At 71.5% G+C, this 18,234-nt stretch carries 16 protein-coding genes; 1 reads left to right on the top strand and 15 read right to left on the bottom strand.

Annotation, left to right across the window (positions count from 1 at the left end; genetic code table 11):
* Positions 1 to 38: 38 nt before the first annotated feature.
* The 15 genes from N7925_RS30755 to pgsA all read right to left on the bottom strand — a co-directional run bounded on the left by N7925_RS30755 (position 39) and on the right by pgsA (position 15,549).
* Positions 39 to 2,615 (bottom strand): RelA/SpoT family protein, encoded by a 2,577-nt coding sequence (locus tag N7925_RS30755; RefSeq protein WP_416223020.1) that lies wholly within the window; start codon positions 2,613 to 2,615, stop codon positions 39 to 41.
* Between the two features lie 218 nt (positions 2,616 to 2,833).
* Positions 2,834 to 3,385 (bottom strand): adenine phosphoribosyltransferase, encoded by a 552-nt coding sequence (locus N7925_RS30750; RefSeq protein ID WP_265602735.1) that lies wholly within the window; start codon positions 3,383 to 3,385, stop codon positions 2,834 to 2,836.
* A 3-nt stretch (positions 3,386 to 3,388) separates the two neighbouring features.
* The gene (gene secF, locus N7925_RS30745; protein ID WP_265602734.1) at positions 3,389 to 4,477 is read right to left on the bottom strand and encodes a protein translocase subunit SecF; all 1,089 of its coding nucleotides are present in this window, start codon (positions 4,475 to 4,477) and stop codon (positions 3,389 to 3,391) included.
* A gap of 1 nt (position 4,478) precedes the next feature.
* Positions 4,479 to 6,257, bottom strand: coding sequence for a protein translocase subunit SecD (gene secD, locus N7925_RS30740; protein WP_274345797.1), 1,779 nt, complete (start codon positions 6,255 to 6,257; stop codon positions 4,479 to 4,481).
* 150 nt (positions 6,258 to 6,407) lie between these two features.
* A complete protein-coding gene (gene yajC, locus N7925_RS30735; RefSeq protein ID WP_274345796.1) occupies positions 6,408 to 6,893 on the bottom strand; it encodes a preprotein translocase subunit YajC in 486 nt (161 codons plus the stop codon).
* A gap of 166 nt (positions 6,894 to 7,059) precedes the next feature.
* A complete protein-coding gene (ruvB, locus tag N7925_RS30730; RefSeq protein ID WP_274345795.1) occupies positions 7,060 to 8,148 on the bottom strand; it encodes a Holliday junction branch migration DNA helicase RuvB in 1,089 nt (362 codons plus the stop codon).
* A 30-nt stretch (positions 8,149 to 8,178) separates the two neighbouring features.
* A complete protein-coding gene (gene ruvA / locus N7925_RS30725; RefSeq protein ID WP_265602730.1) occupies positions 8,179 to 8,805 on the bottom strand; it encodes a Holliday junction branch migration protein RuvA in 627 nt (208 codons plus the stop codon).
* Positions 8,802 to 9,443 (bottom strand): crossover junction endodeoxyribonuclease RuvC, encoded by a 642-nt coding sequence (ruvC, locus tag N7925_RS30720; protein WP_265602729.1) that lies wholly within the window; start codon positions 9,441 to 9,443, stop codon positions 8,802 to 8,804. The genes ruvA and ruvC overlap by 4 nt, the downstream gene beginning before the upstream one ends.
* A gap of 181 nt (positions 9,444 to 9,624) precedes the next feature.
* On the bottom strand, positions 9,625 to 10,377 hold the full coding sequence (locus tag N7925_RS30715) for a YebC/PmpR family DNA-binding transcriptional regulator (RefSeq protein WP_032794021.1): 753 nt from the start codon (positions 10,375 to 10,377) through the stop codon (positions 9,625 to 9,627).
* A 61-nt stretch (positions 10,378 to 10,438) separates the two neighbouring features.
* Positions 10,439 to 11,032, bottom strand: a complete 594-nt coding sequence (gene pdxT, locus N7925_RS30710; protein ID WP_265602728.1) for a pyridoxal 5'-phosphate synthase glutaminase subunit PdxT — start codon at positions 11,030 to 11,032, stop codon at positions 10,439 to 10,441.
* Positions 11,033 to 11,038: 6 nt separating this feature from the next.
* Positions 11,039 to 11,959 carry a pyridoxal 5'-phosphate synthase lyase subunit PdxS gene (pdxS, locus tag N7925_RS30705; RefSeq protein WP_018960500.1) on the bottom strand — a complete coding sequence of 307 codons (921 nt, stop codon included), beginning with the start codon at positions 11,957 to 11,959 and terminating at the stop codon, positions 11,039 to 11,041.
* A gap of 156 nt (positions 11,960 to 12,115) precedes the next feature.
* Positions 12,116 to 12,664: a hypothetical protein gene (locus tag N7925_RS30700; protein WP_050359396.1), complete on the bottom strand. Its 549-nt coding sequence runs from the start codon at positions 12,662 to 12,664 to the stop codon at positions 12,116 to 12,118.
* A 55-nt stretch (positions 12,665 to 12,719) separates the two neighbouring features.
* Positions 12,720 to 13,880: a glycosyltransferase family 4 protein gene (locus N7925_RS30695; protein ID WP_274345794.1), complete on the bottom strand. Its 1,161-nt coding sequence runs from the start codon at positions 13,878 to 13,880 to the stop codon at positions 12,720 to 12,722.
* Positions 13,877 to 14,797 carry a phosphatidylinositol mannoside acyltransferase gene (locus N7925_RS30690; RefSeq protein ID WP_265602726.1) on the bottom strand — a complete coding sequence of 307 codons (921 nt, stop codon included), beginning with the start codon at positions 14,795 to 14,797 and terminating at the stop codon, positions 13,877 to 13,879. The genes N7925_RS30695 and N7925_RS30690 overlap by 4 nt, the downstream gene beginning before the upstream one ends.
* Positions 14,794 to 15,549: a phosphatidylinositol phosphate synthase gene (pgsA, locus tag N7925_RS30685; protein ID WP_265602725.1), complete on the bottom strand. Its 756-nt coding sequence runs from the start codon at positions 15,547 to 15,549 to the stop codon at positions 14,794 to 14,796. Before pgsA ends, N7925_RS30690 begins: the two co-directional genes overlap by 4 nt.
* 391 nt (positions 15,550 to 15,940) lie before the next feature.
* On the opposite strand from pgsA, the gene N7925_RS30680 reads away from it, so the two are divergent.
* On the top strand, positions 15,941 to 18,166 hold the full coding sequence (locus tag N7925_RS30680) for an elongation factor G-like protein EF-G2 (protein WP_274345793.1): 2,226 nt from the start codon (positions 15,941 to 15,943) through the stop codon (positions 18,164 to 18,166).
* The last annotated feature ends 68 nt before the right edge of the window (positions 18,167 to 18,234 follow it).

The raw sequence follows: 18,234 nt of genomic DNA, 5'->3' as shown, positions 1-18,234 counted from the left end.
GGGCCTTTCCGTTGCCGCCGCTAGGGGCGGGACAGCCCTCAGGGCCTGCGGGCCGAGGTGACCCGGTAGACGTCGTAGACGCCTTCCACGCCGCGCACGGCCTTCAGGACGTGGCCCAGGTGCTTGGGGTCGCCCATCTCGAAGGTGAAGCGCGAGGTGGCCACCCGGTCGCGGGAGGTCTGGACGGCCGCGGACAGGATGTTGACGTGCTGGTCGGAGAGGATCCGGGTGACGTCGGAGAGCAGCCGGGAGCGGTCCAGCGCCTCGACCTGGATGGCGACCAGGAAGACCGAGGACTGCGTGGGGGCCCACTCGACCTCCAGGATCCGTTCGGGCTGCTGCGAGAGCGACTCCACGTTGACGCAGTCGGCCCGGTGCACGGAGACGCCGCTGCCCCGGGTGACGAAGCCGATGATCGGGTCGCCGGGGACGGGCGTACAGCAGCGGGCCAGCTTGACCCAGACGTCCTCGACGCCCTTGACGACGACGCCCGGATCCGCGTTGGCCCGGCGCTTGCCGCGACCGCCGTGCGAGGGCGGAGTGGACTCGGCGAGGTCCTCGTTGGCCTCGTCGTGGCCGCCGAGTGCCTGCACCAGCTTCTGCACGACGCCCGCCGCCGCGACATGGCCCTCGCCGATCGCCGCGTACAGCGAGGAGATGTCCGGGTAGCGCATCTCGTGGGCGAGGGTGACGAGGGAGTCGCCGGTCAGGATGCGCTGGATCGGCAGGTTCTGCTTGCGCATGGCGCGCGCGATGGAGTCCTTGCCCTGCTCGATGGCCTCGTCGCGGCGCTCCTTGGAGAACCAGGCGCGGATCTTGTTGCGGGCGCGCGGTGACTTGACGAAGCCGAGCCAGTCCCGGGAGGGCCCGGCGCCGGCCGCCTTGGAGGTGAAGACCTCGACCAGGTCGCCGTTGTCGAGCGTCGATTCGAGCGGGACGAGCCGCCCGTTGACGCGTGCTCCTATGGTCCGGTGGCCGACCTCGGTGTGGACGGCGTACGCGAAGTCGACGGGGGTCGCGCCGGCGGGCAGCGCTATCACGTCGCCCTTCGGCGTGAAGACGAAGACCTCGTTGCGCGAGAGGTCGAAGCGCAGGGACTCCAGGAACTCGCTGGGGTCCTCGGTCTCCTTCTGCCAGTCCAGCAGCTGGCGCAGCCACGCCATGTCGTTGACGGTGTCCTGCCCGCGCCCGGTGCTCTTGGGTACGTCGGTACGCACCTTGGAGGCGCCGGCGGAGGGCTCCTGCTTGTACTTCCAGTGGGCGGCGATGCCGTACTCGGCGCGGCGGTGCATGTCGAAGGTGCGGATCTGGAGCTCGACGGGCTTGCCGCTGGGACCGATCACCGTGGTGTGCAGTGACTGGTACATGTTGAACTTGGGCATCGCGATGTAGTCCTTGAACCGCCCGGGCACAGGGTTCCACCGGGCGTGGACGGTGCCGAGCGCCGCGTAGCAGTCGCGGACCGTGTCGACGAGGACCCTGATGCCCACCAGGTCGTAGATCTCGGCGAAGTCGCGGCCTCGCACGATCATCTTCTGGTAGACGCTGTAGTAGTGCTTGGGGCGACCGGTGACGGTGGCCTTGATGCGGGCGGCGCGCAGGTCGGCCTGGACCTCGTCGGTCACTATGGCGAGGTATTCGTCGCGCTTGGGGGCGCGCTCGGCGACGAGCCGGACGATCTCGTCGTACATCTTGGGGTAGAGGATCGCGAAGGCGAGGTCCTCCAGCTCCCACTTGATGGTGTTCATGCCCAGCCGGTGCGCCAGCGGGGCGTAGATCTCCAGCGTCTCGCGGGCCTTCTTCTCCTGCTTCTCCCGCTTGAGGTAGCGCATGGTGCGCATGTTGTGCAGGCGGTCGGCGAGCTTGATGACCAGGACCCGGGGGTCCTTGGCCATGGCGACGACCATCTTGCGTACCGTCTCGGCCTGTGCGGCCTCGCCGAACTTGACCTTGTCGAGCTTGGTGACGCCGTCGACGAGCAGGGCGACCTGGTCGCCGAAGTCGCGCCGCAGGGTGTCCAGGCCGTACTCGGTGTCCTCGACGGTGTCGTGCAGCAGGCCCGCCATCAGCGTCGCCGGGTCCATGCCCAGCTCGGCGAGGATCGTGGTGACGGCCAGCGGGTGGGTGATGTAGGGGTCGCCGCTCTTGCGCTTCTGGCCCCGGTGCCAGCGCTCGGCGACCTGGTAGGCCTTCTCGATCTGGCGGAGCGTGGCCGTCTCGATCTTGGGGTCGTTGCCCCGGACGGTACGCAGGAGGGGTTCCAGGACCGGGTTGTACGGGCTGGAGCGCTGTACGCCGAGGCGGGCGAGGCGGGCCCGCACCCGGTTGGAGGAGCCGCCGGTGCGGGAGGCGGACCCGGCGGTGGCCCCGGTCCTCGCCGGGGGGCCAGGAGCCGGGGGCTTGGGCGCCTCGGGGGCCGGTTTCCTTGCCGGTGGCTGCGCGGGCCCGGTCGTCCCGGCCGGAGTCGGCGGAGTCTCGGGGCCTGCGGGCTTCGCCGGAGGGGCGGCCGGCCCGGCGGGCTTCGCGGCGGCCGGGGGGCGCGCGGCGTCGGCGGCGGGCGCGGGCTCCGGCGCGTTCGAGGGCGCGGCCTTTTCGCCCGTGGCGGGGGCCGCCACGGGCTTGTCGGGCTGCGGGGCGGCGGCTGACTGGGCCTCGTCTGGCAAGAGCGCTCCTCGTGCGGATCCGGGGTACCCGGAGAGCCCATGGTATCGACCCCCCGGCGGGACCTCGCCCGGGGACGGTGGGAGCCTGCACAACGAGGGAGGGGCACCCGGTGTTCCCGGGTGCCCCTCCCTCGTGCTCGGTGCCCGTCGCGAGACGGTGACCGAGCGGATCAGACCGTGATCAGAGCCTCCAGCGGTGCGCCTGCGAGGCCCGGCTCCAGGCGGGCCCGGCCCGCGAGGAAGCCGAGCTCCATGAGCACCGCGACGCCCGCGACCTGGGCGCCGGCCCGCCGGATGAGCTCCAGGGAGGCCTCGGCGGTGCCGCCGGTGGCGAGGACGTCGTCGATGATCATGACCCGGTCCTCCGCGTCGAGGTCCTCGGCGTGGATCTCGATCTCCGCGCTGCCGTACTCCAGCTCGTAGGACTGGCTCAGCGTGGCGCCGGGGAGCTTCCCGGCCTTGCGGACCGGGATGAACCCCATGCCGGCCCGGACCGCGACGGGCGCGGCCAGGATGAAGCCGCGCGCCTCCAGGCCGACGATCTTCGTGGCGCCGTGCCGTACGCACAGCTCCGCGAGGGCGTCGGTGAGCGCCGTGAAGGCCACCGGGTCCGCGAGCAGCGGGGTGATGTCCTTGAACATCACGCCCGGCTTCGGGTAGTCCGCGACATCGCGGATCCGGCTGAGCAGCAGCTCCCTGGTGGATTCGGTGGTGCTCGTCATCGCTCAGCGCTTCCCGGGGGTGCGGCCGTGCGACCGGGGACGGCCGATCGCCGTGCCCGCGGTCTCGGCGTCGTCGTACTGGTCCTCGGGGCCGTCGTCGTCGGGGGACTCGCCCTTGGCGGCCGCGGCGGCCCGCTTGGCGAGGATCCGCTTCTTCAGCGCCTTCATCTGCGGCTCGCGTTCCTTGAGGTCGGCGACGAGCGGCGTGGCGATGAAGATCGAGGAGTAGGCGCCGGCGGCGAGACCGACGAACAGCGACAGCGAGATGTCGTTCAGCATGCCCGCGCCGAGGACGCCACCGCCGATGAACAGCAGACCGGCCACCGGCAGGAGCGCCACCACGGTGGTGTTGATGGAGCGGACGAGCGTGCTGTTGATCGACCGGTTGGCGATCTCGCTGTACGTGAAGCGGGTCTGCTTGGTGATGTCCTTCTGGCCCTCCTTGAGGCTGTCGAAGACCACCACCGTGTCGTACAGGGAGTAACCGAGAATGGTCAGCAGACCGATCACCGTGCCCGGTGTGACCTCGAAGCCGACCAGGGCGTAGACGCCGACCGTGATGGTGATGTCGTGGATCAGCGCGATGAGGGCGGCGACGGCCATCCGCCACTCGAAGGCGATGGCCAGATAGATCACCACCAGGATCATGAAGACCCCGAGGCCGGTCCACGCCTTGTTGGCGATCTGCTCACCCCAGCTGGGGCCGACCAGGTCCGCGTTGATGTCGTTGGCGGGGATGCCGAGCTCGTCGGAGAGCGTCTCCTTGATCTCGTTGGCCTTGGCGGTGTCGACCTCGGTGATCTGGATGCGCAGACCGCCGTTGCCCAGCTCCTGCACGATCGCCAGGTGGCCGGAGGCCTCGGTCGCCACGTCCGTGGCCTGGGCGGTGGAGATCTGGGCCTTGGTGTCGGTCGTGAAGACCGCGCCGCCCTTGAACTCGATGCCCATGCGGAGGCCGCCGACCGCCACGCCGATGATGGCCGTGATGGTGATCAGGATCGAGATGCCGTACCAGATCTTGCGGTTGCGGATGAAGTCGTAGCCGACCTCGCCGCGGTAGAGCCGGGCGCCGAGATTGCCGAGTCGCGACATCTCACGCCTCCTTCGGTTCGGTGGGGGCGTTGACACGGCGCGAGCGGCGCAACGGCGGCTGGGCGCCGAGCCGCTTCGGGTCCAGCCCGGACCACGGTCCGCCCTTGGAGAAGAACTTCGTCCGGCCCATGAGCGTCATCAGGGGCTTGGTGAAGAGGAACACCACGACGACGTCGAGCAGGGTGGTGAGGCCGAGCGTGAAGGCGAAGCCCTGCACCTTGCCGACGGTGACAATGAAGAGGACGACCGCGGACAGGAACGATACGAAGTCGGAGACCAGGATGGTGCGCCGGGCGCGTGGCCAGGCGCGCTCGATGGCCGGGCGCAGCGTGCGTCCCTCGCGGATCTCGTCTCTCACGCGTTCGAAGTACACGATGAACGAGTCGGCTGTGATACCGATCGCGACGATGGCACCGCAGACCGCCGGGAGGTTCAGCGCGAAGCCGATGGCCGGTCCCAGCAGGGCCATGATCGTGTACGTCAGGACGCCCGAGACCAGGAGGCTCAGCAGCGCGATGAACGCCAGCCCCCGGTAGTAGGCGACCAGGTAGATCACGACCAGCGCGAGACCGATCGCGCCGGCGATCAGACCCGCCTTGAGCTGTTCGTCGCCGAGGGCGGCGGTCACCGTGGTGACGCTCACCTCCTCGAAGGTCAGCGGAAGCGCACCGTACGACAGGATGTTGCCGAGGTCCTCGGCGGACTGCTGGTCGAAGCTGCCGGAGATCTGGGCGTTCTTGCTGAGCGCCGTGCGCACCGAGGGCGCGGAGACGACCTCGCCGTCGAGGACGATCGCGAACTGGTTCATCGGCGGCTGCTGCTGCGAGAGCCGGCTGGTGATCGTCTGGAACTTCTTGGCGCCGGCGGAGGTGAACTCCATCGACACGATCCACTCGCCAGTCTGCTGCTCGATGGCGCCCTTGGCGTCGTCGACGTCGCTGCCGGAGACCTCGGCCGGGCCGAGGACGTACTTCTCGTAGCTGCCCGGGACGTTCGAACCGCAGGCGACGATCGAGTCGGTGGGCTTGGCGTTCTCGCCGGCCTCCGAGCGCTGCTTGGGATCGGTGCAGTCGAGCTTGGCGAACTCCTCCTGGAGCTTGGCCGTGGCCGGGTCCGCGGGAGGCGAGGCCTCGGGGGAGTCGGACGGCTTCGGCTTGTCGGAGGCGCCGGGGGTCGGGTCGTCCTTCGTCAGTGCCCCGGTGACCGCGCGGCCCTGGGTGGTGGCGCTCGCCGAGGGGGTGGCCTCCGCATCGGTGGCCTTCTCGCCCTCGTCCTTGGGCTTGTCCTCACCTTCGGCGGACTCGCCGGGCTTCGGGGTTGCGCTGCCCGAGGGAGTTCCGGAGCCGGAGGGTGTGGGCTGCTCGGGGCCGCTCGCCTGAACTGTCAGAACAGGCCGGAAGTAGAGCTGGGCGGTGGTGCCGACCTGCTCCTGGGCCTGCTTGGAGTTCGTCCCCTTGGGGATGTTGACGATGATGTTCTTCGAGCCCTGGGTCTGAACCTCGGCCTCGGAGACGCCCAGACCGTTGACGCGCCGCTCGATGATCCCGACCGCGGTGTTCATGTTGGTCTGGTTGATCGCGTTCGGCTTGCCGGGCTGGTTCTGTGCCTCCAGCGTGATCGACGTCCCGCCGGCCAGGTCGATGCCCAACCGCGGCGTCGTGTGCCCGGACAGGAACATCCCGCCGGTGAGCGCGACCATGGCGATGAGGATCAGAGCCAGGGCCCGCCCCGGCCTGCCTTGACCGCCGGACGGCCCTCGGCCCTTCTTGGGTGCTGCCACCTTCTCGTTTCTCCCTGTCCAACCGCCCCGCGCCGGGTACGCGCCCGAGCGGCCACGAAGTGTAGTGGGGACCCTGCCCCCGCAGACGACCGCACGGTCCCGGGGACGCCCCGCGCCGGTGGGCGCGCGACGTCCCCGGGATCGTGAGAACTACTTGGAGTCGGCGTCGCCGTCGGTCTTGCTCTCGTCCTTGGCGTCCTTGGCGTCCTTGACCGCGGCGTCCTCGGGCTCGACGTCGTCGGCCGCGTCGTCCTTGGCCAGGTCGATCTTGGCGACCTCGGCGGAGTCGGACTCGCCGGTCAGCGAGGAGGCGTCGTCGGGAACGACGGTGCCGTCCGCGTCCAGCTCCGGGTCGTCACCGTGCACGATGCGGTTGTACTCCGCGTCGTCCAGGACGGCGCCGATGGAGTTCTTCGCGTAGATGGCGTGCACGCCGGGAGCGACCTCGAGGATAACGGTGTCGTCGTGGACTTCCTTGACGGTGGCGTACATGCCCCCGATCGTCCGGACGCCGGTGCCGGGCTGCATGTCGTTGCGCATCTGCGCGGCCGCCGCCTGCTTCTTCTTGGCGGAACGGGTCATCAGGAACATGGCCCCGATGAGCACGATGAAGGGGAGGAGAGTCAAGATATCCACGGGACGGGAATTCCTTCGCACGACCGCGCTGGAATGCGGCCTGTATATACGGGGGTGGGTACACCGACCGGTAAGGGCGGCATCGGCGGAGTCTAAGCGAGTCCGCATCGTTGGAACAACGCCCAGCATGGCACCGGGGTTCCTGTGCACGCGAACCTGTGACCCATCACGCCCCGAACAGACCCTGTTGTCCCTTTGCTCCGTGCTGCGGCGGGACCAGCCCCAGATGCGCCCAGGCCGCCGGGGTGGCGACGCGGCCGCGCGGGGTCCTGGCCAGCAGTCCTTCCCGTACGAGGAAGGGCTCGGCGACCTCCTCCACGGTCTCCCGCTCCTCCCCCACCGCTACCGCCAGCGTGGACAGCCCCACCGGGCCGCCGCCGAAGAGCTTCAGCAGGGCGCCGAGGACGGCACGGTCCAGCCGATCGAGTCCGCGGGCGTCAACCTCGTACACCTTGAGGGCGGCCATTGCGATCTCCCGGTCGATCGTGCCCTCCGCCTTGACCTGGGCGTAGTCGCGGACGCGGCGCAGCAGGCGGTTGGCGATACGGGGGGTGCCGCGGGAGCGGCCGGCGATCTCGGCGGCGCCCTTCACGTCGATGACGACGTCGAGGAGGCGGGCGGAGCGGTGGATGACGCGCTCCAGCTCGGCGGGGGCGTAGAACTCCATGTGTCCGGTGAAGCCGAAGCGGTCGCGCAGCGGGGGCGGGAGCAGCCCGGCCCGGGTGGTGGCCCCGACCAGGGTGAAGGGGGGCAGTTCGAGCGGGATGGCGGTGGCGCCGGGGCCCTTGCCGACGATGACGTCGACCCGGAAGTCCTCCATCGCCATGTAGAGCATCTCCTCGGCGGGCCGGGACATGCGGTGGATCTCGTCGAGGAAGAGGACCTCGCCCTCCTGGAGGGAGGAGAGGATCGCCGCGAGGTCGCCGGCGTGCTGGATGGCGGGGCCCGAGGTGATCCTGATCGGGGCGTTCATCTCCGCCGCGATGATCATCGAAAGAGTGGTCTTGCCGAGGCCGGGGGCGCCGGAGAGCAGTACGTGGTCGGCGGTGGCCCCGCGGGCGAGGGCGGCCTTGAGGACCAGGTCGAGCTGTTCGCGGACCTTCTCCTGGCCGACGAACTCGTCCAGGTCCTTGGGGCGCAGCGCCGCCTCGACCGCGGTGTCCTCGCCGTCGAGATGGCCGGCGTCGACCAGCCGGTCGTCGAGGACCGGGCCGGTGGGCTCGTCGGTCTCGGGTCCGGTCTCGTCCCAGTTCATCAAGGGGCCTCTTCGGTGGTTCGGTGCCGGTCAGCGTGCGCGGTTGAGAGTCTGCAGGGCGGCCCGCAGCAGCTGCGGCACGGGGGGCGCCGTGCCCTCGGCGACGGCGGCCTCCGCCTGCGGGGCGACGGCGTTGACGGCCTCGTCGGCCTCGCGGCTCGCGTACCCGAGGCCGATCAGCGCGGCCTGGAGCTGGTCGCGCCAGCCGGAGGTGACGGGGGTGCCGATGCCCTGCTGGCCGATGTGCGCGCCGACCGGTTCGCCGAGCCGGTCCTTGAGCTCCAGGAGCAGCTTCTGCGCGCCCTTCTTTCCGATGCCGGAGACGGCGGTCAGCGCCTTCTCGTCGCCGGTGGAGACCGCGAGGCGCAGGGCGTCGGGGCTGTGGGTGGCGAGCATGGCCTGGGCGAGACGGGGGCCCACGCCGCTGGCGGTCTGGAGGAGCTCGAACACCTGCCGCTCGTCGTCGTCCGCGAAGCCGTACAGCGTGAGCGAGTCCTCGCGGACGACCAGTGAGGTGGCGAGCTTGGCCTCCTTGCCGACACGCAGGTCGGCGAGGGTGTGCGGGGTGCACTGGACCGCCATGCCGATGCCGCCGACCTCGATGACGGCGGTGGTCGGGGCGAGGGCTGCCACCGGGCCGGAGACGAAAGCGATCATGTGGTGCGGCCTTTCAGCGTGCGGGACGTGCCGGGGGCCCCGGGCGGGCCGGGCGGGCGAGAAGCCCCGGGGGTACGGGAGGCGCCGAGGGTGCCGGCCGCCCCGGACGTGCGGGACGGGCCGGACGCGCGGTGGGCGGCGACGGCCTGCTGGAGCCGGTTCTGCGCGGGGGCGCGCCAGATGTGGCAGATGGCCAGCGCCAGGGCGTCGGCGGCGTCGGCGGGCTTGGGCGGTGCGTCCAGCCTCAGCAGGCGGGTCACCATGGCGCCGACCTGGTCCTTGTCGGCGCGGCCCGATCCGGTGACGGCCGCCTTGACCTCGCTGGGGGTGTGCAGGGCGACCGGGATGCCGCGGCGGGCGGCGCAGAGCATGGCGACCGCGCTGGCCTGGGCGGTGCCCATCACGGTGCGGACGTTGTGCTGGGCGAAGACGCGCTCGACCGCGACGAATCCCGGGGAGTGTTCGTCGAGCCACTGTTCGATGCCGCGCTCGACGGCGACGAGCCGGTCGCCGAGCTCGGCGTCGGAGGAGGTGCGCACGACGCCGACGCCGATCATGGTCAGGGGCCTTCCCGCGACTCCTTCGACCACGCCGACGCCGCACCGGGTCAGCCCCGGGTCAATGCCCAGAACGCGCATGGAGCCCCCTGTCCTCAGCCCGTCGCCGGCGCGCGCCGCGCCCGCTCGGTCATCTGCGTCCGCTCGATCATCTGTTCCCGCAGGCTATCGGCTCGCACTGACAATCCGTCGCAACCACAGGACGACGGGCCGACGGGGAGTGCCCCGTCGGCCCGTCGTGGGAGACCTGTCGGCCGTGCCGTCAGGCGTCGACCTTCTCCATGACCTCGTCGGACACGTCGAAGTTGGCGAAGACGTTCTGCACGTCGTCGCTGTCCTCCAGCGCGTCGATGAGCTTGAAGATCTTGCGGGCGCCCTCTTCCTCCAGCTCGACCTGCATGGTCGGGAGGAAGTTGGCTTCGGCGGAGTCGTAGTCGATGCCCGCCTCCTGGAGCGCGGTGCGCACCGCGACCATGTCGGTGGCCTCGCTGACCACCTCGAAGGTCTCGCCGAGGTCGTTGACCTCCTCGGCGCCCGCGTCGAGGACCGCGCCGAGGACGTCGTCCTCGGTCAGCTCGCCCTTGGGCACGATCACGACACCCTTGCGGTTGAACAGGTACGAGACGGAGCCCGGGTCGGCCATGGAGCCGCCGTTCCGGGTCATCGCGACACGTACGTCGGACGCGGCACGGTTGCGGTTGTCGGTGAGGCACTCGATGAGCACCGCGACACCGTTGGGGCCGTAGCCTTCGTACATGATCGTCTCGTAGTCGGCGCCGCCCGCTTCGAGACCGCCACCGCGCTTGACCGCGGAGTCGATGTTCTTGTTCGGGACGGAGCTCTTCTTCGCCTTCTGGATGGCGTCGACGAGCGTGGGGTTACCGTCGGGGTCCACGCCGCCGGAGCGCGCCGCGACCTCGATGTTCTTGATCAGCTTCGCGAAGAGCTTGCCGCGCTTGGCGTCAATCACGGCCTTCTTGTGCTTCGTCGTAGCCCATTTAGAGTGGCCGGACATCTGCCTTCTCCTTCGCGTCACCAAAATCGAGTCGAACCCGAGAGATCCTACCGGGGTCCGCTCAGTTCACCGCGCGCACCATGTCCACGAACAGAGCGTGTACGCGATGGTCGCCGGTCAGTTCGGGATGGAACGAGGTGGCGAGGGCGTTTCCCTGCCGGACGGCCACGATATGCCCGCCGTGTTCGGCGATGACCTCGGTCTCGGCCCCGACGGACTCGACCCACGGCGCACGGATGAACACACCGTCCACCGGGCCGCCTTCGACGCCGCCGACCTCGACCGCGGCCTCGAACGACTCGTTCTGCCGGCCGAAGGCGTTGCGCCGCACGATCATGTCGATGCCGCCGACGGTCTCCTGGCCCGAGCGGGGGTCGAGAATCTTCTCGGCCAGCAGGATCATTCCGGCACAGGTGCCGTAGACCGGCATCCCGGCCCGGACCCGCTCGCGGAGCGGCTCCAACATGCCGAAGAGCACGGCCAGTTTGGACATGGTGGTGGACTCGCCGCCCGGTATGACCAGGCCGTCGACCTCGGCGAGCTCCTCGGGACGCCGGACCGGCCTGGCCAGGGCGTCCGCCGAGGCCAGGGCGATCAGATGCTCCCGTACGTCGCCCTGGAGAGCCAGAACGCCGATCAGGGGGGTGTCGCTCATCAGTGGTTACCAGCCGCGGTTGGCGTAGCGCTCGGACTCGGGCAGGGTGTCGCAGTTGATGCCGACCATGGCCTCGCCCAGGTTGCGGGAGGCGTCCGCGATGACCTTCGGGTCGTCGTAGAAGGTGGTGGCCTTCACGATGGCGGCGGCGCGCTTGGCCGGGTCGCCGGACTTGAAGATGCCGGAGCCGACGAAGACGCCCTCGGCGCCGAGCTGGCGCATCAGCGCGGCGTCGGCCGGGGTGGCGACGCCACCGGCGGAGAACAGCACGACGGGCAGCTTGCCGAGCTCCGCGACCTCCTTGACCAGCTCGTAGGGGGCGCGGAGGTCCTTGGCGGCGGCGTACAGCTCGTTGTTGTCGAAGCCGCGCAGCCGGGCGATCTCGTTCTTGATCTGGCGCAGGTGGCGGACGGCCTCGACGACGTTGCCGGTGCCGGCCTCGCCCTTCGAGCGGATCATGGCCGCGCCCTCGGCGATGCGGCGCAGGGCCTCGCCCAGGTTGGTGGCGCCGCAGACGAAGGGGGTGGTGAAGGCGAACTTGTCGCTGTGGTTGACCTCGTCGGCCGGGGTGAGGACCTCGGACTCGTCGATGTAGTCGACGCCGAGGGACTGGAGCACCTGGGCCTCGACGAAGTGGCCGATGCGGGACTTGGCCATCACCGGGATGGAGACGGCCCCGATGATCTCCTCGATCATGTTGGGGTCGGACATCCGGGCCACGCCGCCGTCCTTGCGGATGTCGGCCGGGACCCGCTCCAGGGCCATGACGGCGACGGCGCCCGCGTCCTCGGCGATCTTCGCCTGTTCGGCGTCGACGACGTCCATGATCACGCCGCCCTTGAGCTGCTCGGCCATGCCGCGCTTGACGCGGGCGGTGCCGGTGGCGGGGTACTCGGCGGACTGCGGGGTGCTGGGAAGCGTGGACACGGGACCTCACTCGGTGGAAAGACGCTGGATACTGCAACGCCGAGCAAACGCCCCGGGACCAGTCCACAGCAAGGGCCAATGGACAGGCCGTGGATCGTTTTGGCCCTGGGATCGATCCCCGGATCGGCCCCTGAATCAATCCTGGCTCAGCGGCTGTCAGGTGCCGGGCCGGTCCGCGAGGGCCACCGGCGGGGCGTCGTCCATCTCGAAGGCGAGCGGGAACGGGGCGTGCCCGGCCAGCCGGAAGAGCCGGACGGTACGGTGCCGGCGCAGCGCGCGGGCGGCGCGTACGGAGTCGTTGTGGAAGCGCCGGGCCATGGGGACGCGGCGTACGGCGGCGGCCAGTTCGGTGGCCGCGTCCTCTCCTCCGGGGATCTCCTTCACCGCGTCGACCTGGGCCGGTTCGCCGAAGACGGCGCGCAGGGCGGTGCTCAGTTCGCTCTCGGCGACCTCGCGGTGGTCCTCCTCGGCCTGCCGGGCGGCGTGCGCGGCCTCGTACAGGACGATCGAGGCGGCCGGGTCCAGGACGCCGGAGGTGGCCAGCTCCTGGGTGACCGAGGCGCGGCGCAGCAGTTGGGCGTCGAGGGCGGCGCGGGCGGCGTCGATCCGGGAGTGCAGGCGGTCGAGCCGGCCGGCGGTCCAGCTGAGGTACACGCCGACCGCGATGAGGGCGACGACGATCCAGACGATGAGGGTTACGGTCACGGGCCCACACGCTACCGTCGCCGGGGGCCCCCGCTTCAACAGGAGCCCCCGGGGCTCAGTCCCGGGCCAGCCCGAACCGGGCCCGCAGCCCGGAGCGTTCGTCCGCCGCGACCGAGGCGGCCCCGTCGGTCACCGTCTCGTACACCGCGAGGATGTCGGCCCCCACCGTCGCCCAGTCGAAGCGCCGTACGTGGGCCTCGCCGCGCTCGCGCAGTCCGGCCCGGCGCTCGGGGTCGCCCAGCAGCCGGATCGCGGCGGCGGCCAGCGCGTCGGCGTCCTCATTGGCGAACAGGTCGCCCGCCGCGCCCTGGTCCAGCACCTGCGCGAAGGCGTCCAGGTCGCTCGCCAGCACCGGAGCACCGGCCGACAGCGCCTCGACCAGGATGATGCCGAAGCTCTCGCCGCCGGTGTTGGGGGCCACGTACACATCGACGCTGCGCAGCAGCCTGGCCTTGTCCTCGTCGCTGACCATGCCGAGGAACTCGACGCGCTCGCGCAGTTCCTTCGGCAGGGTCTGAACCGCCTCCTCCTCGTCGCCGCGCCCGGCGACCAGCAGCCGGGCCTCGGGGTGGGCGGCGAGGATCGCGGGCAGCGCCTTCATCAGGACGGGCAGGCCCTTGCGGGGTTCGTCGATGCGGCCGATGAAGCCGAGGGTCCGGCCCTGCCATTCGGACTTCGGCTCGGCCTTGGCGAAGAAGCCGACGTCGACGCCGTTGGGGATGACGACGGCGTCCCCGCCGAGGTGCTCGACCAGGGTGCGCCGGGCGTACTCGCTGACGGCGATCCGGGCGCTGATCTTCTCCAGCGCGGGCTGGAGGATCGGGTACGCGGCGATCATCGCCCGGGAGCGCGGGTTGGACGTGTGGAAGGTGGCCACGATCGGCCCCTGCGCCGCCCAGCAGGCCAGCAGGCCCAGCGACGGGGAGGTCGGCTCGTGGATGTGGATGACGTCGAACGTGCCGTCGTGGAGCCAGCGCCGCACCCGGGCCGCCGACAGGAAACCGAAGTTCAGCCGGGCGACGGAACCGTTGTACGGGACGGGGACGGCCCGGCCCGCCGAGACGACGTAAGGAGGCAGTGGCGTCTCGTCGTCGGCGGGGGCCAGGACGGAGACCTCGTGGCCGAGCCGGATCAGGTGTTCGGCGAGGTCCCGGATGTGGAACTGCACGCCGCCAGGTACGTCCCAGGAGTACGGGCAGACGATGCCGATCTTCACGTGGGTTCCCCCAGGGGGTCCAGGTCGTCCAGCCAGAGCCGCTGGAGCATGTGCCAGTCCTCCGGGTGTTCGGCGATGCCGCCCGCGAAGGCGTCGGCCATCGCCTGGGTCATGGCGGCGGCCTTCTCGACGCGGGTGCCCTCCCGCGGCACGTCGACCGCCGGATGGATGCGCCCGCGCATCACCGGGCCGTCGTACCAGAGGGTCACCGGCAGCAGCCTCGCTCCCGTCTGCTGGGCGAGCAGCGCCGGGCCCGCGGGCATCCGGGCCGTGGCACCGAAGAACGACACCTCGACACCGGACGCGGACAGGTCCCGGTCCGCGACCAGGCAGATCAGCCCGCCCGCGCGCAGCCGCCGGGCCAGCGTGCCGAAGGCGGACCCGCCGCTGTGCGGGAGGACCTCCATGCCCAGGCCCTCGCGGTAGGCGACGAACCGGTCGTAGAGGGTCGCGGGCTCCAGGCGTTCGGCGACGGTGGTGAAGGGGATCTTCAGGTCGGTGGTGGCCCAGGCGCCGGCGAGATCCCAGTTGGCCAGGTGCGGCAGGGCGACGATGACCCCGCGCCCGGCGTCCAGACCCTCGGTCAGGTGGTGGGTGTCGGCGATGTCGATGCTGTCCTTGATGCGCTCCGGGCTCCAGGCCGGCAGCCGGAACGACTCCATCCAGTAGCGCATGTAGGAACGCATCCCGGCCCGCGACAGCTGCGCCAGCCGTTCCGGACCCGCGTCGGGGACGACCCGGGCCAGGTTCGACTCCAGGCGCAGCACGCTCTTGCCGCGCCGCTTCCACGCCTGGTCGGCGATGGTGCGGAAGAGCCGGGCGGCGGCGGGCTCGGGCAGCTTCTTGACGGCGCCCCAGCCCAGTCCGTAGAGCCCGTCGGTGAGCCGCCCCTTCAGGTCGGACGCGCGGGCGCTCACCGGTCGCCCTCGCTCCCCTGACCGACCTGACCGGCCTGACCGACCTGACCGGCCTGACCGGCCTGACCGACCTGACCGGCGGCGGACGGGTCCACGACGGCCGGTCCCGCGGCGGCCTCCGCCGCGTCCGCCTCGGCGGATTCGCGGCGTACGGTCACCACGCGCTGGATCAGCGTCACGAGGCTGCCCGCGGCGACGATCCAGAGCGCGATCGGCAGCAGGACGTCGATACCGGGGACGCCGAACGCGTGCAGTCCGGCGAGGCCCGCGGCGACCAGCGAGATCACCAGGCGCTCGGCGCGCTCCACGAGACCGTTGACCGCGACCGGCAGGCCGATCGACTCGCCGCGCGCCTTGGTGTACGAGACCACCTGGCCGCTGGCCAGGCAGAAGATCGCGACGGCGCACAGGATGTTGTCGTCACCGCTGCCCGCGTACCAGAGGGCGAATCCGGCGAAGATCGCTCCGTCGGCGACCCGGTCCAGCGTCGAGTCGAGGAACGCGCCCCACCGGCTGGAGATCCCGGCCTGCCGCGCCATGTTGCCGTCGACGAGGTCGGAGAAGACGAAGATCGTGATGACGATCGTGCCCCAGAAGAACTCCCCCATGGGGAAAAAGACCAGCGCACCTGCCATCACTCCGGCCGTGCCGACGAGAGTGACCGCGTCGGGGCTGACCCCGAGGCGGAGCAGCAGAGCGGCGAACGGTGTGAGGACACGCGTGAAGAATGCACGCGCGTACTTGTTCAGCATGGCCTTCCCGAGGGTTCGGTTCGCCGAGCGGCCCCTTCGGCCACCGGCTGGCCCATCGTAGTCACCGCCGGTGCCTTCCACCGGACGGGCACCCGCCGCCGGGTGTCACACCGGCCCCCGCCACGGGGCGGGCGCGTGCGGGACGCTGTGGCCCGTTCCGGTGCCCGGCTTCCGGGCCGTGCGCCGGTGCGCGCCGTACGAACTGCGCCGTGCGCGACGTACGGACGGGGCCGTGCGCGACGTATGGACGGGTCCCCGGAGCGGTGCCAAGCTCGAAGGACCGCGGGCGTCGCCGAAGCCGCCGCGGCGGCCTCCCCGTGCCCGTGACCACCGCTGCTCCGCGCGCGGTCGCCCTCCCCCGCACCGCGCCATCGACCGGGAGGCACGCACCATGGGCGACAAGGCACACGCACACCCCGGGGCCGCCGGAGGAGTACCGACGGCCGGCCACCCCTCCGCCGTACGGAACGTGGTGCTGGTCGGCCCCAGCGGATCGGGCAAGACCACGCTGGTCGAGGCCCTGGCCCTCACTGCGGGAGCCGTGAACCGGGCCGGGCGGGTCGAGGACGGGGCGACCGTCTCCGACTACGACGAGATCGAGCGGCGCCGACGGCGTTCCGTGCAGCTCTCGCTGGTCCCGGTGGCCTGGGACGGCTGCAAGATCAATCTGCTGGACACCCCCGGCTACGCGGACTTCGTCGGGGAGCTGCGGGCCGGTCTGCGCGCCGCGGACGCGGCCCTCTTCGTCGTCTCCGCCGCTCAGGACGCGGCGTCCGTGGCCGCGACCACCCGGGCCGCCTGGGAGGAGTGCGCGCTCGTCGGCATGCCACGCGCGATCGTCGTGACGCACCTGGACACCGCCCGCACCTCCTACCGGGAGATGAACCGGATCTGCGCCGAGGCCTTCGGGGGCGGGGACCCCGACGCCGTACTGCCGCTGTACCTGCCCGTGCTGGGGCCCGAGGGCGCCGACGGGCACGCCCCGCTCACCGGGCTCACCGGGCTGCTGAGCCGGCGGATCCTCGACTACTCCTCGGGGGAACGCGCCGAGCGGCCCCCGGCGCCCGACCAGGAGGAACCCCTTCGGGCGGCCCGCGACCGGCTGATCGAGGGGATCATCGCCGAGAGCGAGGACGAGTACCTGATGGACCGCTATCTCGCCGGCGAGGACCTCGACGTCGCCACGCTGATCGCCGACCTCGAACAGGCCGTCGCCCGGGCATCCTTCCACCCCGTCCTCACCGCGGCGCCCGCGGCCGAGGGCGCCCGACAGGGCATCGGCACGGTGGAACTGCTGGACCTGATCACCCGCGGCTTCCCGACCCCGCTGGAGCGCACCCCGCCCGCCGTCACCACCCCGTCGGGCGAGCCGCGGCCCGCCCCGGTCTGCGATCCCGGGGGCCCGCTGGTCGCCGAGGTCGTCAAGACGGCCTCCGACCCGTACGTGGGCCGGGTCTCGCTGGTCCGCGTCTTCTCCGGCACCCTGCGCCCCGACGACTCCGTCCACCTCTGCGGCCACGGCCTGGACGCGACGGGGCGCGCACCGCGCCCCTGTCACGAGGCGGAGATCCGCGTCGGGGCGCTCACCTCACCGTTCGGCCGCCGGCAGCACGCCCTGGACCGGTGCGTCGCGGGCGATCTGGCGTGCGTGGCCCGGCTCGGCGAGGCGGAGACCGGCGACACGCTCTCCCCGGCCGACGACCCCGTCCTGATCGAGCCCTGGTCGACGCCCGACCCGCTGCTCCCGCTGGCCGTACGGGCGCACGGCAAGGCGGACGAGGACAAGCTGTCGCAGGGCCTGGCCCGGCTGGTCGCCGAGGACCCCACGCTGCGCCTCGAACAGAACCCGGAGACCGGTCAGGTCGTCCTGTGGTGCCTGGGCGAGGCCCACCAGGAGGTGGCCCTGGAGCGGCTGCGCAGCCGCTACGGCGTCCAGGTCGACGCGGAACCGCACCGGGTGCCGCTGCGCGAGACGTTCGCCGGGCGGGCCGCCGGGCGCGGACGGCACGTCAAACAGTCGGGCGGGCACGGCCAGTTCGCGATCTGCGAGATCGAGGTGGAGCCGCTGCCGCCGGGCTCGGGCATCGAGTTCGTCGACAAGGTCGTCGGCGGTTCGGTGCCGCGTCAGTTCATTCCCTCGGTGGAGAAGGGCGTGCGGGCCCAGGCCGCCCGGGGGCTGGCCGCCGGGCGCCCCCTGGTCGACGTGCGCGTCACGCTGCTGGACGGCAAGGCGCACTCGGTGGACTCCTCGGACGCCGCGTTCCAGACCGCCGGGGCGCTCGCGCTGCGCGAGGCCGCGTCCGACGCCCGCATCCAGCTCCTGGAACCGGTGTGCGAGGTGAGCGTTCTGGTCCCCGACGACTACGTGGGTCCGGTGATGAGCGACCTCTCGGGGCGGCGGGGCCGTGTCGTGGGCACCGAGCAGAGTCCGGGCGGGCGCACCGTCGTACGGGCCGAGGTACCGGAGACCGAGGTCGGCCGGTACGCGGTGGACCTGCGCTCCCTGTCGCACGGCACCGGCCGCTTCGACCGCGCGTACGCCCGGCACGAGGCGATGCCGCCGCAGGTGGCGGACCGGGTCCGTGCGGAGCGGGCGGACGGGCCACCCGGCGCGTGACCGGCGCACTGTCGCACACGCCCTCCGGTGCGCGCCGGTGACCGGTGGTGGGGTGATCCGGACGATAC

Origin of the sequence: Streptomyces sp. CA-278952, assembly GCF_028747205.1 — a bacterium.
Classification (GTDB): Bacteria; Actinomycetota; Actinomycetes; order Streptomycetales; family Streptomycetaceae; genus Streptomyces.
The sequence above is the reverse complement of the archived record's forward strand: the minus strand, read 5'-3'. Positions and strand labels throughout refer to the sequence as shown.